The organism is Candidatus Thioglobus sp. (assembly GCA_028228555.1).
In the GTDB taxonomy this organism is placed as follows: domain Bacteria; phylum Pseudomonadota; class Gammaproteobacteria; order PS1; family Pseudothioglobaceae; genus Thioglobus_A.
Genome location: JAOJBP010000005.1, coordinates 1 through 22,303 on the forward strand (window position 1 = coordinate 1; position 22,303 = coordinate 22,303).

At 37.3% G+C, this 22,303-nt stretch carries 25 protein-coding genes and 2 tRNA genes; 14 read left to right on the forward strand and 13 right to left on the reverse strand.

The window, feature by feature from the left end; translation table 11 throughout:
• The 3 genes from N9Y32_03655 to N9Y32_03665 form a co-directional block, all read left to right on the forward strand.
• On the forward strand, positions 1 to 1,435 hold a 1,435-nt coding region (locus N9Y32_03655; protein ID MDB2590108.1), incomplete at its 5' end, for an FMN-binding glutamate synthase family protein.
• Positions 1,432 to 3,069: an acetolactate synthase large subunit gene (locus N9Y32_03660; protein MDB2590109.1), complete on the forward strand. Its 1,638-nt coding sequence runs from the start codon at positions 1,432 to 1,434 to the stop codon at positions 3,067 to 3,069. The genes N9Y32_03655 and N9Y32_03660, both read left to right, overlap by 4 nt.
• A gap of 7 nt (positions 3,070 to 3,076) precedes the next feature.
• Positions 3,077 to 4,456 carry an aldehyde dehydrogenase family protein gene (locus N9Y32_03665; GenBank protein MDB2590110.1) on the forward strand — a complete coding sequence of 460 codons (1,380 nt, stop codon included), beginning with the start codon at positions 3,077 to 3,079 and terminating at the stop codon, positions 4,454 to 4,456.
• Here the strand turns inward: N9Y32_03665 and msbA are convergent.
• The gene (gene msbA, locus N9Y32_03670) at positions 4,453 to 6,174 is read right to left on the reverse strand and encodes a lipid A export permease/ATP-binding protein MsbA (protein ID MDB2590111.1); all 1,722 of its coding nucleotides are present in this window, start codon (positions 6,172 to 6,174) and stop codon (positions 4,453 to 4,455) included. The two genes, N9Y32_03665 and msbA, sit on opposite strands and share 4 nt — an antisense overlap.
• A gap of 78 nt (positions 6,175 to 6,252) precedes the next feature.
• On the opposite strand from msbA, the gene N9Y32_03675 reads away from it, so the two are divergent.
• Positions 6,253 to 7,893, forward strand: a complete 1,641-nt coding sequence (locus N9Y32_03675) for a CTP synthase (GenBank protein MDB2590112.1) — start codon at positions 6,253 to 6,255, stop codon at positions 7,891 to 7,893.
• Positions 7,894 to 8,223 carry a hypothetical protein gene (locus tag N9Y32_03680; protein ID MDB2590113.1) on the forward strand — a complete coding sequence of 110 codons (330 nt, stop codon included), beginning with the start codon at positions 7,894 to 7,896 and terminating at the stop codon, positions 8,221 to 8,223. It abuts the gene before it with no gap.
• 5 nt (positions 8,224 to 8,228) lie between these two features.
• Here the strand turns inward: N9Y32_03680 and der are convergent, their stop codons facing one another.
• The 12 genes from der to rpsF form a co-directional block, all read right to left on the reverse strand.
• Positions 8,229 to 9,638 carry a ribosome biogenesis GTPase Der gene (der, locus tag N9Y32_03685; protein MDB2590114.1) on the reverse strand — a complete coding sequence of 470 codons (1,410 nt, stop codon included), beginning with the start codon at positions 9,636 to 9,638 and terminating at the stop codon, positions 8,229 to 8,231.
• 13 nt (positions 9,639 to 9,651) lie between these two features.
• Positions 9,652 to 10,266 carry a tetratricopeptide repeat protein gene (locus N9Y32_03690; protein MDB2590115.1) on the reverse strand — a complete coding sequence of 205 codons (615 nt, stop codon included), beginning with the start codon at positions 10,264 to 10,266 and terminating at the stop codon, positions 9,652 to 9,654.
• On the reverse strand, positions 10,263 to 11,531 hold the full coding sequence (gene hisS, locus N9Y32_03695; protein MDB2590116.1) for a histidine--tRNA ligase: 1,269 nt from the start codon (positions 11,529 to 11,531) through the stop codon (positions 10,263 to 10,265). The genes N9Y32_03690 and hisS overlap by 4 nt, the downstream gene beginning before the upstream one ends.
• 62 nt (positions 11,532 to 11,593) lie before the next feature.
• Positions 11,594 to 12,481: a nucleoside recognition protein gene (locus N9Y32_03700; GenBank protein MDB2590117.1), complete on the reverse strand. Its 888-nt coding sequence runs from the start codon at positions 12,479 to 12,481 to the stop codon at positions 11,594 to 11,596.
• The gene (locus N9Y32_03705; protein MDB2590118.1) at positions 12,478 to 13,380 is read right to left on the reverse strand and encodes a 5'-nucleotidase; all 903 of its coding nucleotides are present in this window, start codon (positions 13,378 to 13,380) and stop codon (positions 12,478 to 12,480) included. The genes N9Y32_03700 and N9Y32_03705 overlap by 4 nt, the downstream gene beginning before the upstream one ends.
• Positions 13,365 to 13,820 carry a DUF1249 domain-containing protein gene (locus N9Y32_03710; GenBank protein ID MDB2590119.1) on the reverse strand — a complete coding sequence of 152 codons (456 nt, stop codon included), beginning with the start codon at positions 13,818 to 13,820 and terminating at the stop codon, positions 13,365 to 13,367. Before N9Y32_03710 ends, N9Y32_03705 begins: the two co-directional genes overlap by 16 nt.
• Positions 13,811 to 14,509: a metallophosphoesterase gene (locus N9Y32_03715; GenBank protein MDB2590120.1), complete on the reverse strand. Its 699-nt coding sequence runs from the start codon at positions 14,507 to 14,509 to the stop codon at positions 13,811 to 13,813. Before N9Y32_03715 ends, N9Y32_03710 begins: the two co-directional genes overlap by 10 nt.
• Positions 14,502 to 15,548, reverse strand: a complete 1,047-nt coding sequence (alr, locus tag N9Y32_03720; protein ID MDB2590121.1) for an alanine racemase — start codon at positions 15,546 to 15,548, stop codon at positions 14,502 to 14,504. The genes N9Y32_03715 and alr overlap by 8 nt, the downstream gene beginning before the upstream one ends.
• Before the next feature lie 6 nt (positions 15,549 to 15,554).
• Complete coding sequence (gene dnaB / locus N9Y32_03725) at positions 15,555 to 17,000, reverse strand: replicative DNA helicase (protein MDB2590122.1); 1,446 nt, start codon at positions 16,998 to 17,000, stop codon at positions 15,555 to 15,557.
• Between the two features lie 70 nt (positions 17,001 to 17,070).
• Positions 17,071 to 17,523 carry a 50S ribosomal protein L9 gene (gene rplI, locus N9Y32_03730; protein ID MDB2590123.1) on the reverse strand — a complete coding sequence of 151 codons (453 nt, stop codon included), beginning with the start codon at positions 17,521 to 17,523 and terminating at the stop codon, positions 17,071 to 17,073.
• A gap of 11 nt (positions 17,524 to 17,534) precedes the next feature.
• Positions 17,535 to 17,789 (reverse strand): 30S ribosomal protein S18, encoded by a 255-nt coding sequence (rpsR, locus tag N9Y32_03735; GenBank protein MDB2590124.1) that lies wholly within the window; start codon positions 17,787 to 17,789, stop codon positions 17,535 to 17,537.
• A 9-nt stretch (positions 17,790 to 17,798) separates the two neighbouring features.
• The gene (gene rpsF, locus N9Y32_03740) at positions 17,799 to 18,146 is read right to left on the reverse strand and encodes a 30S ribosomal protein S6 (protein MDB2590125.1); all 348 of its coding nucleotides are present in this window, start codon (positions 18,144 to 18,146) and stop codon (positions 17,799 to 17,801) included.
• A 268-nt stretch (positions 18,147 to 18,414) separates the two neighbouring features.
• On the opposite strand from rpsF, the gene N9Y32_03745 reads away from it, so the two are divergent.
• From N9Y32_03745 to N9Y32_03785, 9 genes are all read left to right on the forward strand, one after another.
• A complete protein-coding gene (locus tag N9Y32_03745; GenBank protein ID MDB2590126.1) occupies positions 18,415 to 18,993 on the forward strand; it encodes a transglycosylase domain-containing protein in 579 nt (192 codons plus the stop codon).
• Positions 18,994 to 18,997: 4 nt separating this feature from the next.
• Entirely contained in the window at positions 18,998 to 19,657 is a 660-nt protein-coding gene (gene tsaB, locus N9Y32_03750) for a tRNA (adenosine(37)-N6)-threonylcarbamoyltransferase complex dimerization subunit type 1 TsaB (protein MDB2590127.1), read from the forward strand.
• A gap of 26 nt (positions 19,658 to 19,683) precedes the next feature.
• Positions 19,684 to 20,424, forward strand: a complete 741-nt coding sequence (locus N9Y32_03755; protein MDB2590128.1) for a heme ABC transporter permease — start codon at positions 19,684 to 19,686, stop codon at positions 20,422 to 20,424.
• On the forward strand, positions 20,424 to 20,585 hold the full coding sequence (gene ccmD / locus N9Y32_03760) for a heme exporter protein CcmD (GenBank protein ID MDB2590129.1): 162 nt from the start codon (positions 20,424 to 20,426) through the stop codon (positions 20,583 to 20,585). Before N9Y32_03755 ends, ccmD begins: the two co-directional genes overlap by 1 nt.
• Position 20,586: 1 nt before the next feature.
• The gene (gene ccmE / locus N9Y32_03765; protein ID MDB2590130.1) at positions 20,587 to 21,003 is read left to right on the forward strand and encodes a cytochrome c maturation protein CcmE; all 417 of its coding nucleotides are present in this window, start codon (positions 20,587 to 20,589) and stop codon (positions 21,001 to 21,003) included.
• A 2-nt stretch (positions 21,004 to 21,005) separates the two neighbouring features.
• On the forward strand, positions 21,006 to 21,545 hold the full coding sequence (locus N9Y32_03770; protein MDB2590131.1) for a DsbE family thiol:disulfide interchange protein: 540 nt from the start codon (positions 21,006 to 21,008) through the stop codon (positions 21,543 to 21,545).
• Positions 21,546 to 21,676: 131 nt separating this feature from the next.
• Positions 21,677 to 21,952 (forward strand): HU family DNA-binding protein, encoded by a 276-nt coding sequence (locus tag N9Y32_03775; protein ID MDB2590132.1) that lies wholly within the window; start codon positions 21,677 to 21,679, stop codon positions 21,950 to 21,952.
• A 59-nt stretch (positions 21,953 to 22,011) separates the two neighbouring features.
• Positions 22,012 to 22,087: transfer RNA gene (locus N9Y32_03780), tRNA-Val, on the forward strand.
• A 12-nt stretch (positions 22,088 to 22,099) separates the two neighbouring features.
• Positions 22,100 to 22,176, forward strand: a tRNA-Asp gene (locus N9Y32_03785).
• Positions 22,177 to 22,303: the final 127 nt, after the last annotated feature.

Consider the following 22,303-nt stretch of genomic DNA (forward strand, 5'->3'; position numbering starts at 1 on the left):
TGTATTTGCTATTATCTTAGTAACCTTTGTATTTGACATAAGTCAAAGTAAGAATGCCATTTTAAGAAACTATCCTGTTGTCGGGCATTTTCGCTATTTATTCAGTAATTTAGGAGAGTTTTTTCGTCAATATTTCTTTGCGATGGATCGTGAAGAGATGCCATTTAATCGAGCTGAGCGTCAGTGGGTTAATCGAGCCTCAAGTGATAAAGATAATACGATTGCCTTTGGATCCACTAAAAATCTCAATATACCAGGTTCGATTATTTTCATTAACTGCCCATTTCCAATGCTTGATAGTGATGCCGTTCAAACTAGAGCTATAACAATTGGTGAAGGTTATAGTAAGAATCCTTATAAAGCTAGTTCAATCTTCAATATCTCAGGCATGAGTTATGGCGCTATTTCTAAACCTGCAGTGTTGGCTTTGTCTGGCGGTGCAAAAAAAGCAAATTGCTGGATGAATACAGGCGAGGGCGGGCTAAGTCCTTATCATCTTAAAAGTGGTGCAGATCTTGTGTTTCAAATTGGTACCGCCAAATATGGCGTAAGAAATGATGATGGTAGTTTGAATGATCAAAAATTAGCTGATATCGCTCAATATGATCAAGTAAAAATGTTTGAAATTAAAATATCACAAGGTGCCAAGCCAGGCAAGGGTGGAATTTTGCCAGGTATTAAGGTTAACACCGAAATTTCAAAAATTCGAGGCATACCAAAAGGAGAAGATTCTATTTCTCCAAATCGTCATATTGAAGTTTCCAATACTATTGAATTGCTCGATATGATTAACCATGTTCGAGATGTTACCGACAAACCTGTCGGCTTTAAAACAGTTATTGGTGACATCAAATGGTTAGAAGCTTTATTGTCTGAAGTCAATAAGCGCGGCGCGGCATCAGCACCTGATTTTATTACGATTGATGGTGGTGATGGTGGAACCGGTGCAGCACCTATGGCACTAATGGATAATGTAGGCTTACCACTAAAAGAAGCTTTACCGCTAGTGGTAGACAAAATTATTCAGCATGGTTTGGAGGATAGAATTAAAGTCATTGCTTCTGGCAAGATGATCACACCTTCAGATGTGGCTTGGGCAATTTGTGCTGGTGCCGATTTTGTGACGTCAGCACGCGGCTTTATGTTTGCAATTGGTTGTATTCAATCACTAAAATGCAATAAAAACACTTGTCCAACTGGTATTACCACGAACAATAAGCGTTTACAAAAAGGCTTAAATCCCAAAAATAAGGCAGCTAAAGTTGCAAATTATGTTGATAATATGACTAAAACAGTTGAAATTATTGCCCATTCTTGCGGCGTTAAAGAGGTACATCTCTTAAATCGAACGCATGTTAGAATTGTACAACCTGATGGTAAATCCATCTCTATGAACGAACTATGTCCACTATGTGTTGAAGGAGAAGCAGAATGAAAGCGTCAGACTTATTTATAAAAGCTTTAGAGAATGAAGGAGTAGAGTATATATTTGGTATTCCAGGTGAGGAAAATCTTGATTTCTTAGAGTCGTTACGTGATTCAAAAATAAAGTTTATTCTAACGCGTCATGAGCAGGCAGCAGCATTTATGGCCGCAACATATGGTCGTCTAACTGGTAGAGCCGGTGTATGTTTATCAACCCTGGGTCCAGGTGCTACTAATTTTGTAACTGCTATTGCTTTTGCTCAATTAGGCGGTATGCCACTTGTAGTTATTACAGGACAAAAACCAATTAAAGCAGGCTTGCAAGGAAAATTTCAAATCTTAGATATTGTTAGGATGATGGAGCCTTTGGTTAAAAATTCAGAACAGATTATTTATGGAAGGCAAATTCCTTCATTGGTTCGTAATGCATTTCGTATTGCAGAAACAGAGCGACCTGGTGCAGTGCATTTAGAATTACCAGAAGATATTGCTGGTGAAGAAGTGGCAGATGATAGGGTTTTTCCTAGGCAGACCATTCACCGTGTGTTTGCTAGTGATCGTGCCATTGAAAAGGCAGTAAATGTGATTAAAGCTGCTAAAAGACCTTTATTATTAGTGGGTGCAGGCGCCAATCGTAAACGGATAAGGCAGCCGTTGTCTGATTTTGTTAAAAAGACAGGCATTATGTTTTTTAACACTCAAATGGGTAAAGGTGTATTAAGTGGCGATGAGTCTAATTTTATTGGAACCGCAGCATTTTCTTCAAAAGATTATGTACATGAAGCTATTAAAAAAGCAGACTTAATTATTAATGTGGGTCATGATATTATTGAAAAGCCACCATTTATTATGAAAGGTGACGAACAAAAAGTAATCCATATTAACTTTCATGCCGCACAAATCAATGATATCTATTATCCACAGGTTGATGTGGTTGGTAATATTTCCAATTCAATAGACCGAATTAATGAATCCCTTGACGAATGCCATGCTTGTGATCGTGAATGGGTAGAGTCCATTCGTGAAAAAACTCGCAAAGCTATTCATTCTTTAGATAACGATACATCATTTCCAATGTTGCCACAACGTGTCGTTGCAGATGTTAGAAAGGTACTTAAAGATGATGGTATTGTAGCATTAGATAACGGCATGTTTAAACTTTGGTTTGCCAGGCATTATCATGCATATCAACCTAATACTTTGCTACTAGATAATGCATTGGCAACTATGGGGGCTGGACTTCCATCTGCGATGGCCTGCGCCCTTATGTATCCAGATCGTCAAGTAGTAGCAGTATGTGGGGATGGTGGTTTTATGATGAATTCCCAAGAGTTAGAGACAGCAGTAAGGCTTAAGCTTAATTTGATTACTGTTATTTTTAATGATAGTGGTTATGGCATGATTAAATGGAAGCAAAAAGGGCAAGATCTGCCTGATTTTGCTCTTGATTTTAACAATCCAGATTTTGTTATGTATGCAAATAGTTATGGTGCCATTGGGCATAGAATCTCTTCTAGTGAAGAGCTTATTCCCACTATGGAAAAAGCATTTGCCGATGGCGGTGTGCATGTGATTGATTTACCGATTGATTACTCTCAAAATACCAAAACTCTATTGGATGATTTAAAACAATTTCAAAACTAGGCTAAATATGTCAAATTTATTACAGGTTAAACAGGCTTATACAGGTGAAGTATTAAAAGAACTTCAAATGCATGATGGCCCCCAAGTAGATCAAATGCTGTCTATTGGGCAAAAGAAACATCTTGAAGGTGCGTTGCCGATTTATGAGCGTATCAACATTCTAAGAAATTTAGCAGATTTAGTGGCTAATGAGCATGAACAATTTTCACAACTGATTGCCAATGAAGGTGGTAAGCCAATTCGTGATGCACGAGTTGAAGTGACGCGCGCAGTTTGCGGTATTCATATCGCTATTACTGAAATTCAAAGTATTCAAGGCTTTGAAGTACCTATGGATTTGAGTGCTGCAGGGAGTGGACGCAAAGCCTTTACAATTTTAGAGCCAATTGGTCTAGTGGTGGCGGTGAGCGCTTTTAATCATCCGTTGAATTTAGCCATTCATCAGGTTATTCCTGCAATCGCAGCAGGTTGTCCTGTCATTATTAAGCCAGCTGCAGTCACTCCTTTGTCGACATTACGACTAGCAGAGCTTATTTTACAAGCTGGCCTGCCAGAGGGTTGGGTGCAAGTTGCTCTGACTGATAGAAAAAATTCTGAAAAATTGGTGACAGATCCACGTGTTGCTTTTTTTAGCTTTATTGGCTCTGCTAAAGTAGGCTGGTATCTTAAATCAAAACTTGCACCTGGTACTCGTTGTGCTTTAGAGCATGGTGGCGTAGCGCCACTTATTTTTGATCAGTGTTCAGATGAAGAGGCATTTGCTAATGGTGTTGTTAAAGCTAGTATGTATCACTCAGGACAAGTTTGTGTATCTGTTCAACGTGTGTATGTGCCACAAAGCCGAGCAATTGAACTAGCTCAGAAAATTGCTGATATTGCTGCCAAGCAAGTAGTTGGCGATGCAATCAATGAAGATAGTGACTTAGGCCCTCTTATCCTACCTAAAGAGACTGATAGAATAGAATCCTGGGTTAATGAGGCAGTTGAACAGGGTGCGCAAGTGATAACAGGTGGGAAGCGAATTAACGATGTAAGCTATGAACCGACTGTTTTACTTAATCCCTCTAAAACATCTAAGGTATCGACCAGTGAAATTTTTGGCCCTGTTGTTTGTATATATGGCTATAAAGATATTAAAAATGCAATCTCAGATGCTAATAGCTTAGATGTTTCATTCCAAGCATCTGTGTTTAGTGACGATATATCTAAAGCAATGGATATTGCTAAGAGCTTAGAGGCTTCCGCAGTGATGATTAATGATTACACAACTTTCAGAGTAGATTGGATGCCATTTGCAGGTCGCAAACATTCAGGCTATGGAATCGGTGGTATTGGCTATAGTATGAAAGATATGCTTGAACACAAAATGCTGGTAATTAAAGGCTAGCTTTTAAATTGGTGATTATAGAGCGAAGCATATTCACCTTTTTGATCTAGTAATTCTTGATGAGAGCCTTGCTCAATAATATTACCTTGACGTAAAACAATAATTCTATCGGCCTTTTGAATAGTGCTTAGCCTATGTGCTATGATAATAGTAGTTCGATCTTTTTGCATTTCATCAATAGCTTCTTGAACTTGTTTTTCAGTGGCAGAGTCTAGTGCGGAAGTTGCCTCATCTAAAATTAAAATGGGACTGTCTTTAGCGATTGCTCTGGCAATAGCCAAACGTTGGCGCTGTCCACCAGAAAGTTTAGTGCCATCCTCACCAATTTCAGTATCAAAACCGTCTTCCATTTGCTCAATAAATACAGATGCATTGGAAACATCAGCAGCATGCTTAATCTTTTTATCACTCATTACTTGAGTTTGTCCCAGTGCAATATTACCTTTGACAGTGTCATTAAATAAACGTACATTTTGATCAACAAAAGAGATTTGAGAGCGTAATGAATCAATATCAAACTTTTTAATATCAACACCATCAATACTAATAGATCCCTGTGTTGGACTGTAAAAACGAGTTATTAATTGAATAATAGTAGTTTTCCCGCTACCAGTTGAGCCAACCAATGCAATGGTTTCACCAGGAGTGATATCTAAGTTGATTTTATTAAGAACAGTTTTTCCACTCTGATAGCCAAACGAAACATCGCTAAATTTAATACCACCTTTTGAATTCGATAAAACTTTCGATCCTTGATTTGGCTCTTCTTGTTCATCAAGAAGTTCAAACACACTTTCACCAGCAGCCATAGCAGTTTGCAAAGGTTTGTTAATATTTACCAAACTTTTAGCTGGCTTGTTTAACATAGCCATGGCAGTAAAGAACGATAAGAATTCACCAGCAGTCATCTGCAAAGAGGTTGATGAAAAATATACAACACTGGCCAAAGATAGCCCCAATAAAGTATTGACAAAACTTGTATTAGAAGCACTTGACATGTCTACTTTAAATCGCTGTTGGCGAATATTTTTAATTAGATTACTAAATTTATTACTCTCCTGATTTTGCGCATGATAAATTTTAACCAATGAAGAGCCTGAAATATTTTCATCCAAAAGGTGCGTCATGTTACCCATGGATTTTTGTACTTTGATGCTCGCTCCTCGCATACGATCTGATGATAATTTAACAATAAAATACACCAAAGGTAAAACTATAATTAAGCTTAAGCTAAGTTGCAAATTTTTATAAAATAAGTAGCTAATGAGAATAATTACTGTTATTGATGATTTAATAAACTCTAGCCAAATAGTGGAGGCAGTAGCAGCAATTTGTTCTACATCAAAAGTAAGCTTTGATAAAGTTTTTCCTGTGGGGTGCTGGTCAAAATAGGAATTAGGCAATTTAAGTAATTTAGCAAACATATCTATTCTTAAATCAGCGATAACCTTGTTGGATACCCATGAGCTAGTTGCTATTGATATTAGTGAAAAAATAGAGCTTAAAGCGAAAATACCAAATAATACTAATGCATAAATAAATGCTAAACTTTCGCTTCTCTCGCTGACAAATAGCTCGTCAACAATTTGTCCAGTAATTTCTGGAATCGAGGTCTCTAGAGCAGTTGCCAAAATCATCACAACAGAAGTAAAGATGAGCTTGCCAATGTGCTGTTTTAAGTAGAAAAATAGGCGGGAGACAAACTGTTTATATTGCATTGATAATAAATTGATTTCGACAGCTCCATATTCTACACAGTTTTGTGTATCATAACCATTTCAACTTTGCTACTTTTCATGGCAACAAAATACATCTTTATTACAGGCGGCGTTGTCTCTTCTTTGGGCAAGGGAATCGCTTCAGCCTCATTGGCTACTATCTTAGAATCTCGCGGTCTTAATGTGACCATGCTTAAACTTGATCCTTATATTAATGTTGATCCTGGTACCATGAGTCCGTTTCAACATGGTGAGGTTTTTGTTACCAATGATGGTGCTGAAACCGACCTTGACTTAGGTCATTACGAGCGTTTTATTCGTCAACAGCTAGGTAAGAAAAACAACTTTACAGCAGGACGTGTTTATCAAAATGTAATTGAGCGAGAGCGTCGTGGTGATTACCTTGGCGCTACTGTTCAAATTATTCCACATATTACCAATGAAATAAAAGCCTTAGCTCAAGCGGGTGCTCAAGATGCTGACGTTGCTCTTGTTGAGATTGGTGGAACTGCAGGTGACATTGAGTCCCTACCTTTCTTAGAAGCAATTAGACAAATGAGCCTTGAGTTGGGCCGTGAAAATACGCTGTTTATTCATTTAACCTTGTTGCCTTATATTAAAGTAGCAGGCGAGTTGAAAACTAAACCAACTCAGCATTCAGTTAAAGAGTTGCGTGGAATTGGTATTCAGCCTGATATCCTAATTTGTCGTTCAGAATACCCACTCCCTGATGCAGAGCGTGAAAAAATTGCACTTTTTACTAATGTGCCAGCTAATTCAGTATTTACTTCTTTAGATGTTGATACGATTTATAAAGTTCCTGGAGCTTTGCATGAGCAAGGCTTAGATGAGGTAGTGATTAAAAAATTGCAGATTAATTGCAAGCCAACTGATCTTAGTGAATGGGATAGGGTTATTGAAAAACTAAACACCCCTAAATCTAGTGTTGATATTGCCATGGTAGGTAAATACATCGATCTAACAGAGGCGTATAAATCTCTTTCTGAGGCATTATTGCACGCAGGTATTAATACCAGTACAAAAGTATGTATTCATTATTTTGATTCTGAAGAAATTGAAAAAAATGGCGCTGGCTGTTTAAGTGAAATGAGTGCTATATTAGTGCCAGGTGGCTTTGGTAATCGAGGCGTTGAAGGTAAGATTGCAACAGCTCAATATGCTCGTGAAAACAAAATTCCTTATTTGGGGATTTGTTTGGGTATGCAAGTTGCAGTTATTGAATACGCACGAAACGTGGCTGGAATGAAAGAAGCTAATAGTACTGAATTTAATGAAAATACGCCTTACCCGGTTGTTGGTCTTATTACCGAATGGCAAGATGAAGATGGCAGTTTTCAAACTCGTGATGAAGATTCTGATTTAGGCGGCACTATGCGTCTTGGCGGTCAAGAATGTGCTATGGTTAGTGGCACTAAATCTAGAAATATTTATGGCCAAGATGTTATTATAGAGCGCCATCGCCATCGTTATGAAGTTAATAACACATTAATAAAAAAAGTTGAAGAGGCAGGTTTGATTATTTCTGGAAAATCTATTGATGGTAGCTTGGTTGAGATGGTTGAAGTTAAAGACCATCCTTGGTTTGTTGCGTGCCAGTTCCATCCAGAATTTACATCAACCCCTAGAGATGGTCATCCATTGTTTGAGAGCTTTATTCAAGCAGCTAATGAAGCGCATAATTTAATTCTTTCTTCTTAAATGTTTAAAGAGGCGCTAGAGCACTGGGATGATGATTTTTCTCAGTATTTTAAGCATACCTTTGACACTTTAAACCTCGACGATATACCTCTTTCTCAGCACTGCTCTCACAGTGGCGTTATTTATAAAGAAAGTATCGAGATCACCATTCTGTCCAAAACAATGAATGAGCAGTTTGCTAGCCTGACAATAGGTGTATTCTTTTGTGAAATAGTATCAGGTTGTGCTTGTAGTGATGACCCTTCACAAGCGATGATTCATGAAAATTCGTATGCAGAGCTCCACATTACGATCGAGCTTGCCGATGCACGTATAAAGTTTTTAGATTAAGCGCTTTAGCGCTTTTTTCTTTTCTTAATAAATTGCATTAAGCGACGCCTTTTAGTTAGCTGTCGTGCGTTTAATTCATTCTTATTATCTTTAAAAGGGTTCTCGCCACTCTTATATTCGATTCTTAAAGGTGTATTAGTTAACTTTAAGGCATTGATAAAGAAATTCTTTAAGTAACGATCATACGCATTTGGGACGCTTTGAAGGTGGTTCCCATGAAAGGTAAGTGTCGGCGGAAAGACATCTGTCTGATTAACGTATTTAATTTTTAAACGTCTGCCTTTAACAGGTGGCGGCTGATGACCATGATTAGCCGCTTCCAAAATTTTGTTCAAGGTTGAAGTTGAATGCTTAGTACCTGCATTTGTATATGCTCTAACAATAGGTGCAAATAGTTTTCCAACACCTGATCCATGAAGGGCAGAAATATAATGCACACTGGCATAATTAACAAACGAGAGTTTAACGTCTAATTTTCGTTTAACTTCTAATTTTTGATACTCATCTAAGCCATCCCATTTATTCAGCACAATAAGTAATGCTCGGCCTTTATCAGAAATCATGCCTAGTAACGTTGCATCTTGTTCAGTGACACCTTCACGAGCATCTAGTACTAAAATAACCACATGTGATCGATCTAATGCATCAATGGCCTTAATAATTGAGAAGATTTCTATTTTTTCATGAGTAGAACGCTTTCGTCGAATACCAGCGGTATCTATTAAAGTATATTTTTGATTTTCACGCTCAAATGGAATATAAATACTATCACGCGTAGTACCCGGCATGTCAACTGCCATTACTCTCTCTTCACCTAAAATTCGGTTGATAAGTGTTGATTTCCCAACATTAGGCCTACCAAGAACAGCAACAGCAATACCATCAACCTCCACTTCCTCTTCATCGATTTGTGACTTAGGCAGAAGGGGTAAGGTGTGCTCAATTAATTCTGCAATACCTTGGCCATGCTCTGCTGAAATCAGCCTAGGGGTTCCAAGACCTAATTCATAAAATTCAGCTGCTTTGACTTCATCTAAACCTTCAGATTTATTACAGACAAGAATTATTTCTTTTTTGAGTCGTCGTAAGCGTGAAGCAATTTCTAGGTCTAAACCAATGACACCATCACGACTACTGACAATAAAGTAGATAACATCAGACTCTTCAAGTGCATTTAAAACCTGACCCTCGATACCACTATCAATGATATTATCTTCGTTAGTTAGGCCGCCAGTGTCAATAATAGTGGCAAATGTTTCACTATCATCATCTAGCAAAACTTCTGCATATTGTCGATCACGAGTTAAACCCTCAAAGTCAGATACTAGTGCCTGACGAGAGTGACTTAAGCGATTAAATAAGGTTGACTTGCCGACATTTGGGCGTCCAACAAGAGAAATAGTGGGTAGGCCCATGGTATTTTTATAATTAGTTAAGGTCGGCTAGTTTAATGCTAATTAAACTTTGTAATTCTGAATCTCTAGAAATTTGACTCAAAGCAAGTTTGTATTGCTCTTTGGCTTTATCAATCTGATTATCAGCAACATAAATGTCACCTTTTAATTGACTATATAAGCCGTTAAATTCACCGGGTGATTTACTATCGAGTGTACTAATCGCCTCTTTAAACTTGCCCATCTCAAGTTGAATGCTAGCTATTCTCATGTTGGCGACGATAGCAATTAAATCATTATCAGCATTTACTAGGGTTGATAGATGTTGTAAAGCTGATTCATAGTCTTGTTTTTTAACAGCATTTTTTGCTAGTATTAAGCCAGCTTGTTGCGTGTATCCACTGTCAGAATGACTAGAACTTAGCGCTTCAAAAGCAGCCTCACTATCTGATGAGGCAGTATTTAGATACAAAGACCTTGCTTGAATAGATTGTTCATTCTGGTATGTTTTATAAGCGCCTAGCCCCCAAATTCCACCCAGTCCAAGAGAGATGCCAACAACAATTTGAAGACCATTTTCTTTAATCCATTTTTTGATTTGTTGAGCTTGCTCGTCTTCCGTCTTACCTACTTCAATAAAATTTTTCATGTGTAATCCTTAAAATACTTAATCGCCTCATCTAGGCTTAGGGCTTGTTGTGACTCATGAGATTTTAATGGTTTAATGCTAACTTGACCATTATTTAGCTCTTCTTCACCCAAAATTAGAGCAAAGTCGGCATCGGCTTTATCTGCTTTTTTAAATTGACTCTTGAAACTGCCCAAAGAGATATCATTATAGATAATTACATCTGCAATAGCATCATGAAGTGAGCTGGCTATTTGCATAGACTTAAGTTGAGCATCATCACTTGGCGTTATGATGTAAATAGAAATCTGCTTTGTTTTAATAGCTATTGCCTGCTCTTCTATTAATAAAATAAGGCGCTCTAAACCAATGGCAAGTCCAGCAGCTGTTGTTGGTTTGCCACCCATTTTTTCAACCAAACCATCATAGCGACCACCGGCACATATTGTTCCTTGTGCGCCAAGATCATCTGTGGTCCATTCAAAAACTGTACGATTGTAATAATCAAGGCCTCGGACTAAACGAGTGTTAATGACAAAATCAATATCTAAGGCTTTTAAATAGGCTTTGAATTGTTCAAAATGCTGTGCAGATTCAACATCTAGGTGTTCCATGAGTTTAGGTGCGTCATTAATTAAAGACTGCATATCTTTATTTTTACTATCAAGAATTCTTAATGGATTGGTTTCAAGGCGTCTAAGACTGTCTTCGTCTAGCTGGTCTTTATGCGCAGAAAAATACGCCACTAAAATCTCTCTAAAGCTTTTTCTTGCCTCATTAGAGCCTAGAGTATTAATTTCAAGAGTGACATTTTTCAAACCTAATTTTTGCCACAGGCTATGTGTCATCATCATTAGTTCAGCATCTACTTTCGCATCTGAGGCGCCAAACACTTCAAGACCAGCTTGATGAAATTGGCGGTAACGTCCTTTTTGTGGACGCTCATGTCTAAACATAGCGCCTTGATAAAAAATTTTCTGAATGCCTTCGCGAGGAAGATTATGTTCAATCATCATACGCACACAACCAGCAGTACCTTCTGGGCGTAAGCTCAAAGAATCACCATTAGCTTCATTCCAAGAGTACATTTCTTTTTCAACAATGTCAGTTGCTTGACCAATCGCACGACAAAAGGTGTCAGTTTTTTCAACCACAGGAGTGCGAATATTCTTATAGCCATAAGAAATAAATAAATCAGCAATTGTACGTTCTACAAACGTCCAAAGATCAGAGTCTTTGGGTAGTAGATCGTTCATGCCACGAATGGCCTGGATTTTTTTGCTCATTTTATTATTTGAGATAATATTAAAGGGTTATTTTACCGATAATTACTTGGACTCACTCTGTATTAAGTGTTACTTGGTTTGTAATAAATTGAGATCGCAAAAAATACCAAAATAGCAAAAAATAAGCGAATTCCTATGAGCAAGAAAATATCAGCGCCAAAAAATACAAACAGTAGGGTGTCTTCAATAATAGCGTGCGCCACCATCAAAAAATAACACACTGAGATCACTTGTTTTTTACTCATATAGCGAGCTTCTTTGAGAAGCACCCCTGCACCATAAGTAATGCCAATTAGTAGACCGGTAACTAGCGCCATAACTGTGCTAAGATGGTGATCAAATTTTTGTAAAATTTTTAAACCTTTGATAATCGTTACAACAAAAATAACCAAACTGACTAAGATAATAATCTCAACCGCCAGTAAAGCGGCCTCATAACTTTTTTGCAATATAAAGTCGGTGAAATTATCCGCCACTACTAATGTAGGCTGATATAGGGCACTGGCAATTTGATCTGGATTGTCAAATAAAAGCTCTGTTGGGATAATGATTAGCGGCGTCAGCACAACAAAGGCCATGGCCAGTCTAAAACCAACTGAGTGTAGCCAATCAATACCCAATTTCTTCATAATTGCTGATTCGACAGGAATAGAATGAAGTACGCCTAAAAATAAACCCAGTACCGTCCAATCGTAAACACTTAATCCCAATGGTGCGGCAAAAGCTATGGCGGCATATAAATTTAGAAAAACACCAGATGCTAACGCTAGCGCAGCCTCTGGTGGTAGATTAAGCAAAGTGGTAAAAGGCTCAAACACTTGAGCAATAATGGGCATTAACTCAAAATACATGAGCAATTCAGCCAGTAAAAAATAAGGAATAACTGTAAATACAATAATTTTAGCAGTAGATAGGGAGCTACTTAAAAAAGCTTTAGTATCAAAATTCATGAATTACTAATACCATTAGGGACGTGCCCAGTAGGGACATATTGAGAAGCAGATTTACAATGCGAGTGTTGATCATCAAAAAAAATATCTGCACTAAATTCTTTCAAGAAAACGCCCTTATCCAGCCCACCTAAAAAGAAAGACTCATCAATACGTATCCCCCATTCACGCATGGTATGAATAACACGCTTATGAGAGGGTGCAGAGCGCGCAGTAACTAGCGCCGTTCGAATCGGGTTATTTTCAACAGGAAAGGCCGATTGAATTTTGTGCAATGACTTTAAAAAACATTTAAAAGGGCCAGCCTTTAATTCAACATTAGCAGATTTTCTTTCATTCTCTTCAAAGGCATCAATACCTTTTTCCCGAAATATCTTTTCAGATTCATCAGAAAAGATAACTGCATCACCATCAAAAGCAATTCTAAGTTGAGTTTCGTGAGAATCTTTAGAGCTTGAGCCAACAATAGAGGCAGCTGCAAAACCAGATTCCAATGCCTTTTGTACATCTTGATAGTTGCTTGATAAAAATAGATCAGCTTCAAAAGCGCCTACTAAGTTATGAGTACTTTCACCACGTGTAAAAGCTGCGCGAGAAATATTTAAACCATAATGCTCAATAGAATTAAAAATACGCAAACCTGTATCTGCGCTATTTCTAGACAGTAAGATGACATCAATTGGATTTTTCTTAGTATTAAGGGAGAGTAATTTCTTGACTAAAGAAAACCCTACACCACGAGGCAAAACAACCTCTTCATTCTCCTCTTGATGCTTGGCATAAGCTTCAACACCTTGTTGCTTGAAAATTTGGTGTGATTCGTCTAAATCAAACAAGGCTCTAGATGAAATAGCAACCACTAATTTTTCTTTTGCTTTTGGATCTACAGCGTCTGCCACGATTCTCCCTGATATTTGTCTAAACAATAATCTAGCCACCTTTCGATGAATAGATTTAACTCCCATTGTATATCCATATCTCCACATCGTGCTAAATATGGATGATCATTATTTAAAACGCTCTCATTGCAAACTGAGAGCACCTCAACAAGCTGCGCATCAAAATATACTTTAAATTTAATATCTGGCTTTTGAACGTTATCACCAAGAATGTGGGTTAAGGTAAAAATACCAGTATAAGCAAAGCGTTCTTCCACAATTAAGTGAAGGTCTGGATACTTAGCATGTTTAATAATACTATTATGTGCAGTTTGTTTAATAAGCGGAATAAGCTTTGTGAGTTTTTGATAATTTAGTTCAAATAATTGCGATACGTCACTGTAAGTCTTTGATTGACGCAAATTGTATAAATTATTTAAATACTGAGATTCTAAATCCATTGTGTTTTTAAGTTAATCGTTCCGTTTTTGTGTAGCTCAAACTCATTAAAGCCAATTCTTGTTTCTTGGTTAAATTGTAAGGCGGTAGAGGGACATGAGATGATTCTTTTTCCAAGTCGAAAAAATTCACTTGCTTCATGTGCATGGCCAAATACAATGCTACGTATTTTAGAGTGTTTGTCTAATACTTTAAATAAATCTTGAGAATTTTCAAGTGACAATTCGTCATCCCAGCTACTATTCATTGGCACAATAGGATGGTGTAGAACCACCATAACATGATCTGCATTAGAATTTAAACAAGTATCATCAAGCTCTAGTAAAGCAGCTTCACTCGCTAAGCCACTAGTTTTTCCTGTTTGTACAGAGTCAATACTAATAACTTCCCAATTATCCAATCTAAAAGTTTTAAATAAGTTATCTTTAAAAACTTGCCCTAGATTTTCCGCATCATCATGATTGCCTTTAATGACAAAAATTGACCGCTTAATAGGTGACAGTATTTTTTTCAAAATTCGATAAGAATTCAATGTGCCATGATGAGTTAAATCGCCACTAATTAATAAAGCATCAGACTTAACAGTTTGAATATACTCAATAATAGATTGAAGATTTTTTTGAGAATCAACCCCCATGGCTAAACGCTGATCATCAATATGACAATCACTAATTTGAATAAGTTTAGGCACGTTGGATAAAGGATACTCGTGAACTTACACCCGTTAAAAGCTCATAACTAATGGTATCACTATAAGAAGCAACAGTTTCGACACGAAGTTTACTATTACCCCACAAGATAGCGATATCACCGACATTAACCTCTAAATCTCCAATATCAGCACAAATAAGATCCATGGACACGCGCCCTGCTAATGTACATAAAGTGTTGTTGATCATTACCGGCGTACCAGTTTTAGCATGGCGAGGGTAGCCATCACCATAGCCAATACCAATAGTAACTATACGTGAGTCTTTTTTGGCTGTCCAAGTTGCGCCATATCCAACACTCTCACCAGCTTTAATTGTTTTCAAACTAAGAATCGGAGCGGATAGCTCCATGGCAGGCATTAGTTGTTCATTAATGTTTGAAAATGGTGAAGCGCCATAAAGCATAATGCCGGGGCGCACATAGTCAAAGTGCGATTTATCTAGGCTCATAATCGCTGCTGAATTTGCCATAGAACGAGAATAATGCTGAATATTTAGATTACTAAAGGCTTCAAATTGCTGAGAATTTTTAATATGAGCAGGTTCGTCAGCACAAGCAAAATGAGTCATAACACATTCAATATGAATATTTGAATTATTCTTCAGCTGATTTAAAGTCAGGTCTAATTCGTTAATTGGAAGACCCAATCGATGCATACCCGTATCAACTTTAATCCATAGATTAATGGGATCTTTGCTGTTCTTGATAACTGTTAGTTGAGATAAATCATGAAAAACAAGATGGCAATTCAGCTTAATAGCTTCTTGTAGGTCAACTTCATTAAAAATACCAGGTAATAGCAAGATAGGCTTATTAGTCAGTTTTCTAAGTGAACGCACTTCACTAAGCTCGCTTACTGCAAGAATGTCAGCTTGCAGTAAAGGCTTTACTAAATCAAGATGATGGCCATAAGCATTAGACTTAACCATACTAATAATTTTTGAGTTAGGTGCATATGAGCGAACAACCGATAAGTTGTGGGCAAGTGCTGATTGTGAAATAGCTGCTACAGCGTGCATAAAAAACTAGAAGGGCTCTTGGTCAAAGTTAGATAAATTGTTGTTATAAGCTGCATTTATTTGGTCATCAGGCATTCCTTGGAACTGATCTTCATTGGCTAGATTTTCAAAGCGTGCATACTCACCAATAAAGGCAAGTTTAAGTCTACCAGTTGAACCATTTCTGTGTTTTGCAATTTGCAGATCTGCCTTGCCAATTTCCTCAGGATTTGAATAAGAATCATCATGATATTGTTGATCACGATAGATAAAAGCAATAATATCTGCATCTTGCTCAATAGAGCCAGATTCACGCAAATCAGACATCTGTGGCATGCGACCTTTGCCTGCTTTAGGTCGAGATTCTACACCGCGATTGAGCTGAGATAATGCAATAACAGGTACGTTAATTTCTTTAGCTAGCGCCTTGAGGGATCGAGAAATTTCTGAAATTTCTTGTACTCTGTTTTCACCCTTACCATTTACAACCATAAGTTGTAAGTAGTCCACCATAATCAGAGCTAAATCAGGATACTGACGTTTAAGGCGACGACATTTTGCGCGAATTTCGGTTGGGGTGATAGAAGGTGTTTCATCAATTAAAACAGTTGATTTTTCTAACGCTAAAACTGCATGATTAAAACTATTCCAATCTGTTTCAGTCATGGTGTCTTTAAGGTTTTCACCTTTAATATGACCAAAAGAAGTAATCATTCGCATCACTAAAGCTTCTGTCGGCATCTCCAAGCTAAAGACCGCTACAGGTTTAGGCTCTTTAGCAGTAATAGCGACATGCTCAACAATGTTCATTGAAAAAGCAGTTTTACCCATGGAAGGGCGACCGGCAACAATGATAAGATCACCATTTTGAAGTCCTGAGGTGAGTTTATCTAGCTCGCTAAAGCCAGTTTCCAAACCGGTAACACCTTCAGTTTCTTGCATTTCATGAACACGATTAACAACATCCTTGATGATATCTTTAACATTAACAATATCTTTTTTACCACGAGTTACTTGCTCGGCAATTTCAAAAATTTTCTTTTCAGAAAGATCAATAAGTTGTTGAACTTCCATTTCTTTTGGATTATAGGCAGTATCTGCAATCTCATGACTGGCAACAATAAGTTGACGATAGACACTTAGTTCACGAACATGTTTGGCATAAGCTTCAATGTTTGAAATACTGGGCGTGTTTTCAGCAATTTGAGCCAAATAAACAAAACCACCAATGGTTTCCTCATTGCCTGTTTTTTTAACATGTTCTTTAACGGTAAGAATATCTGCTGGACGATCATGATGAAGTAGGGTGGAGATAGCCTCAAAGATAATTCGATGAGAGGCATTGTAGAAATCAACCTCAGTTAAAATGTCGGCGACCTGATCCCAAGCGTCATTATGCAACAGAAGTCCACCTAAAACAGCCTGCTCTGAGTCGAGTGAGTTAGGTGGAATTTTTATGTTTTCGATGTTCATAGGTTTGCCTAAAAAATAAAAAACCCTCTTACGAGGGTTCTTAATTTTAACTCAATTTTAAGCTAAATTTTTACTCTTCTTCTTGCGCTTCAACGACTACTTTAATAGCAACTGAAATTGAAGAATGTAGAGTAACACTAATATCATACTCACCTGTGTGGCGAATAGCCTCAGGCATGTTTACGTTACGCTTCTCAACTTCAAAACCCGCACTAGCCAAACTAGCTGAAATATCAGCTGTTGTGATAGAGCCGAACAATTTACCTTCGTCTCCTGCATTAGCGCTAATCGTACAAACTGTACCAACCATTTTAGTTTCAATAGCCTTTGCATCCTTAAGTGAAGCAGCTTCTTTAGCTTCTAAACCTGCTTTTAATACTTCAAATTCAGCTAAGTTAGCTTTTGTTGCTGGCTTAGCCTTACCTTGAGGGATTAAAAAATTACGTGCATAACCTGCTTTAACGTTAGCTAGCTGGCCTAAAGTGCCTAATTTTTGAATTGTTTCTAATAAAATTACTTGCATGATCAGGTCTCCTATTTCTTGTGCTTATCAGTGTAAGGAATAAGAGCTAAAAATCTAGCTCTCTTAATGGCAGTCGTTAACTGACGCTGAAATTTAGCGGCCGTACCTGTCATTCTTGATGGAGTGATCTTACCACTTTCATCAATATTCTTTAATAATGTATCAACATCTTTATAGTCAATCTTAGTAACACCTGCCGCTGTAAAACGACAAAAAGAATTAACTTTAATTAGAGGTCTACGCTTTCTCTTTTGTTGCTTAGCCATAATATTCTCCTATTTTCTAACTGGTTTTTTATCTTCGTCTTTAGCAGTCATCATAATTGAAGGCTCAGTGATCGCTTTATCTTCAGAAAGGATTAAGTTTCTAAGGATTGCATCGTTAAAACGGAAGTTATAGTTAAGCTTATCTAGCGTATCTTGATCACATTCAATGTTCATTGATAAGTAATGCGCTTTATAAATTTTGTTGATTGGGTAAGCTAGGTGCTTACGGCCCCAGTCTTCTTCTCTATGAATTTGCCCACCACCTGTTGTGATGATTTCTTTGTAGTTATCCATCATTGTACTTACCTGAGCCGATTGGTCAGGGTGCACAATAAGTGTAATCTCATAATGTCTCATGAGTTGTATCTCCTTATGGTTATTAATAATAGCCTGCCACACCATGTGATCAAGCAAGGGAACTGCGTATTTTATACTAGTTAGGTGTTTTCCACAATTATTAAGTCTATTTTTATTAATACTCGTAAAGTGACTACAATCAAGAGTTTTTGTTAAAATTCAATGAATATATCAAAAAAGAATAATGCAATTGTTTAATAATTTCAATTTTAGCCGATGGATTAAGTATTTGATATTCATAGGAGGTTTTTTATTTTCTGGGTATTTGTTGTATCTTAATAACTTGGTTAATGATCATTTTTCTAACTTTAATAAAGCTGATGAAATTAGTTATGAGCAGCAATCTAGGGTGGCGATTAATATGCTTTTATTAACGGAAGATCAGTCATTTTTTGAACATTCAGGTGTAGATTTTCAAGAAATTGCAAGGGTATTGCGTGATTACTGGATGTACGACAAGCCGCTTCGAGGTGCCAGCACATTAACTCAGCAGTTGATTAAAAATTCTCTATTAACTCGAGAGCAAACTATCGAGCGTAAGCTTAAAGAAGGTTTAATGGCGATATTATTAGAGGTTTCTTTCGATAAGGAGTTTATTCTTAATCGCTATATGAACAGTGTTTATCTAGGGCAAAAGGGTTCTCAGCCAGTCTATGGGTTTAGGGATGCGGCGCAATTTTATTTTAATAAAAAAATAGCTTTATTAAGTCCAGAAGAGATAGCAACATTAGTGGCTTTGGTGAAAGGGCCAAGCTATTATCATCCAGTTAAACATCCACAAAGATTAGCCAAGCGAAGAGAGTTGGTTTTGCACTTATACAATAAGTATAAAAAGATTGTAAAATAAGCCTATGAAAAATATTCTCGCTATTGATACTTGTACGGAAGTTTGCTCGGTTAGTTTGTATAGTCAATCAAATAAAACATCAAGATTCTTAAAGGATTTGTCTAAAAGTTCAGGTTTAATCCTGCCTTTATGTGATGAAGTGCTTGATGAAACGGGGTTGAGTGTTTCGGACATTGATTTGATTGTTTATACGAAAGGTCCAGGCGCATTTACCGGTGTTCGAATGTGTGTGAGCGTAGTACAGGGAATGTCTTTAGCTTTTGATATTCCTACTTTAGGTGTTTCTACACTTGAGCTGGTTGGTTATGGCGCCAGCAAAAAATACCAAGTTAATAAAGTCGCTGTGGCACTTGACGCTCGCATGAACGAGGTTTATTGGGGGCTTTATGATCAAGGTATCTTTGCTAATGAAGCGCTAAGCAAGCCTAGTGAGGTTTCACAGCTTGACTCTAGCTATATTGGGGTGGGAACTGGTTGGGGTGCTTATGAGCAAGAGTTAACCGATGCAACAGGAGTGGATACTTATTATGCTGATTTTTATCCTAAAGCAGAAAATTTAATTGATTTAGCATTGGCACACATTAAAAGTGGAGGATCGTTGGATAGTAATTTACCATTACCGACTTATTTACGCAACAATGTAGCTAAAAAATCCTTAAAATAATTCGCAACTTTTAATTATTAATTATTATGTGGAAATGGATTCAGGCATTTGCCTCCCCTAAAAATTTCTATCAAACTAGCGCCAAGATTATTTCTTGGTTTCTGTATCCTTTTATCGGCTTAACGTTAGTCGGTTTATATTGGGCTTTGATTGCTTCTCCTGCAGATTATCAACAAGGTGAAAGTGTCCGAATAATGTATGTACATGTACCCGCTGCGTGGATGAGTTTATTTATTTATATCGTGATGGCAATTGCTGGCGCTATTGGCCTTATTTGGCAAATTAAACTGGCTAATATTGTGGCTAAAGTTTCTGCTCCGATTGGTGCTGTTTTTACATTTTTGGCACTGGTAACAGGCGCTGTATGGGGTAAGCCTATGTGGGGCACTTGGTGGGTTTGGGATGCGCGTTTAACTTCAGAGCTTATTTTGTTGTTTTTATACCTAGCCTTTATCTCTCTTAATAATGCCTTTGACAACCCAAAAACCGCCTCTAAAGCCAGTTCTGTTTTAGCGATTGTAGGTTTGGTTAATATTCCTATTATTTATTATTCAGTCGAGTGGTGGAATAGCCTACATCAAGGCGCCTCCATTGGCGTTAATAAAGTATCAATGCAAATAGATATGTTTATTGCATTAATGCTTATTAGTTTTGCCTTTAAATTTTTGTACGGTGCTTTGGTATTAATGCGAGCACGAGATGAAATATTAACCACAGAGCAAAACTCAACCTGGGTAAAGAAGTTAATTATGAAAGGTGAGAAATGATGGAAATATTTACACTTTTAGCCTTTGACAAATACGCTAGTTATATTTGGTTTTCATACGGAATCACATTTATTGCGATTGCACTGCTTTTTATAAGAACTAAAAGTATTCATCGTGATACGATCAAACAATTACGTTCTAAATATTTAAGGGATTTATAGTATGACTAAAAGACAAAATAGAATGGTATTAGTGGCTTTACTGTTGGCAGGTGCTGTGTTGGCTATCACTTTGTTGCTTCAAGCATTGGGCAGTAATACGAATTATTTTTATTCACCTACTGAAGTAGCCGAAGGAAAAGCACCAATTGGTAAGACTTTTCGTTTAGGTGGTCTGGTTGCTAAAGGCAGCGTGATACGAAAAGATATGATGGTTAGTTTTGATGTAACAGATAATAAGAATAAATTTACAATCGAATATACGGGCATCTTGCCAGATTTATTTAGAGAGGGTCAGGGTATTATTACAACAGGCTCACTAGTAGGTGAAATCTTTATAGCAACTGAGGTTTTAGCGAAGCATGATGAAAACTATATGCCGCCAGAAGTGGCTGATGCATTAGAGAAAAGTAAAAAGTAGTTATGGGTAAATTTCTGCCACTAGCCATCTTTGTTATCCTTGCTTGGTTTTTGTATGATGGACTAGGTCGTGATACCAAAAAACTACCTTCACCTTTAATTGGAAAAGCCTTTCCAGATTTAATCGTAGAAGACTTTAACTCAGATGAAAAATACTCCACTCAATCCCAATTAACAGGCAAAATTACGCTGGTTAATGTTTGGGCTTCATGGTGTGTAACCTGTCGAGCTGAACACCAAACTTTGATGAATATTGCCCAATCTAAATCTGTATATATGATTGGTATTAATTACAAAGATACACGTAAAGAAGGTCAAGTTTTCTTAGATAGATTGAAAAACCCTTATGACCAAATTATTTTTGACGAACAGGGGAAGCTAGGATTGGAGCTCGGTGTTTATGCAACACCTGAAACTTTTGTAGTCGATAGCCAGGGAATTATTCGATTTAAGCGCATCGGGCAATTAACCCCAGAGATCTGGGATATGCAAATTTTACCGTTAATTCAACAGCTTAAAATATCAGCAAAAACTAATACATAAAGTTTTTTGTTTTTTTTTAAAAATCCGTTGACAGTATGGGTATTTAATGGATAATTCATCCAAAGCAGTGTTATAAATGCTTAGCAAATTTTAATAATGAAACATGATTTACGAAATAGGAGAATAGAGTAATGAATAAGTCAGATTTAGTAGCAGCAATTGCTGAGAATTCAGGTTTAACAAAAGCTGATGCAGCTCGCGCATTAGACGCAACAACAGGTGCAATCACTACAGCATTGTCATCAGGCGATAGCGTAGCAATTACAGGTTTTGGTAGTTTCTTAGTAAGAGACCGTGCAGCACGCACTGGCCGTAACCCACAAACAGGCGCAGCGATTCAAATCAAAGCATCTAAAGTACCTGCATTTAAAGCAGGTAAATTACTTAAAGAATCAGTTAACTCTTAAGATTTTTTCAGTATAATATGCCCGGTGCTTAATCTTAAGTGTTGGGCATATGTTTTTTTGGGCGATTAGCTCAGTTGGTAGAGCGTCGCCCTTACAAGGCGAATGTCACAAGTTCAAGTCTTGTATCGCCCACCAAAAAAACATTTCGGAGTGGTAGCTCAGCTGGTTAGAGTGCCTGCCTGTCACGCAGGACGTCGCGGGTTCGAATCCCGTCCGCTCCGCCATTACTTTTTCAAGTATTGGCCCCCTAATTCAAATCAAATTTAAATAATCTAAAAACACCCTTTTTTTTTATAAACTTTTTCGTTTATAATCTTTGTTTTTCATGATTTAAATTTTGACGCTTGTTTT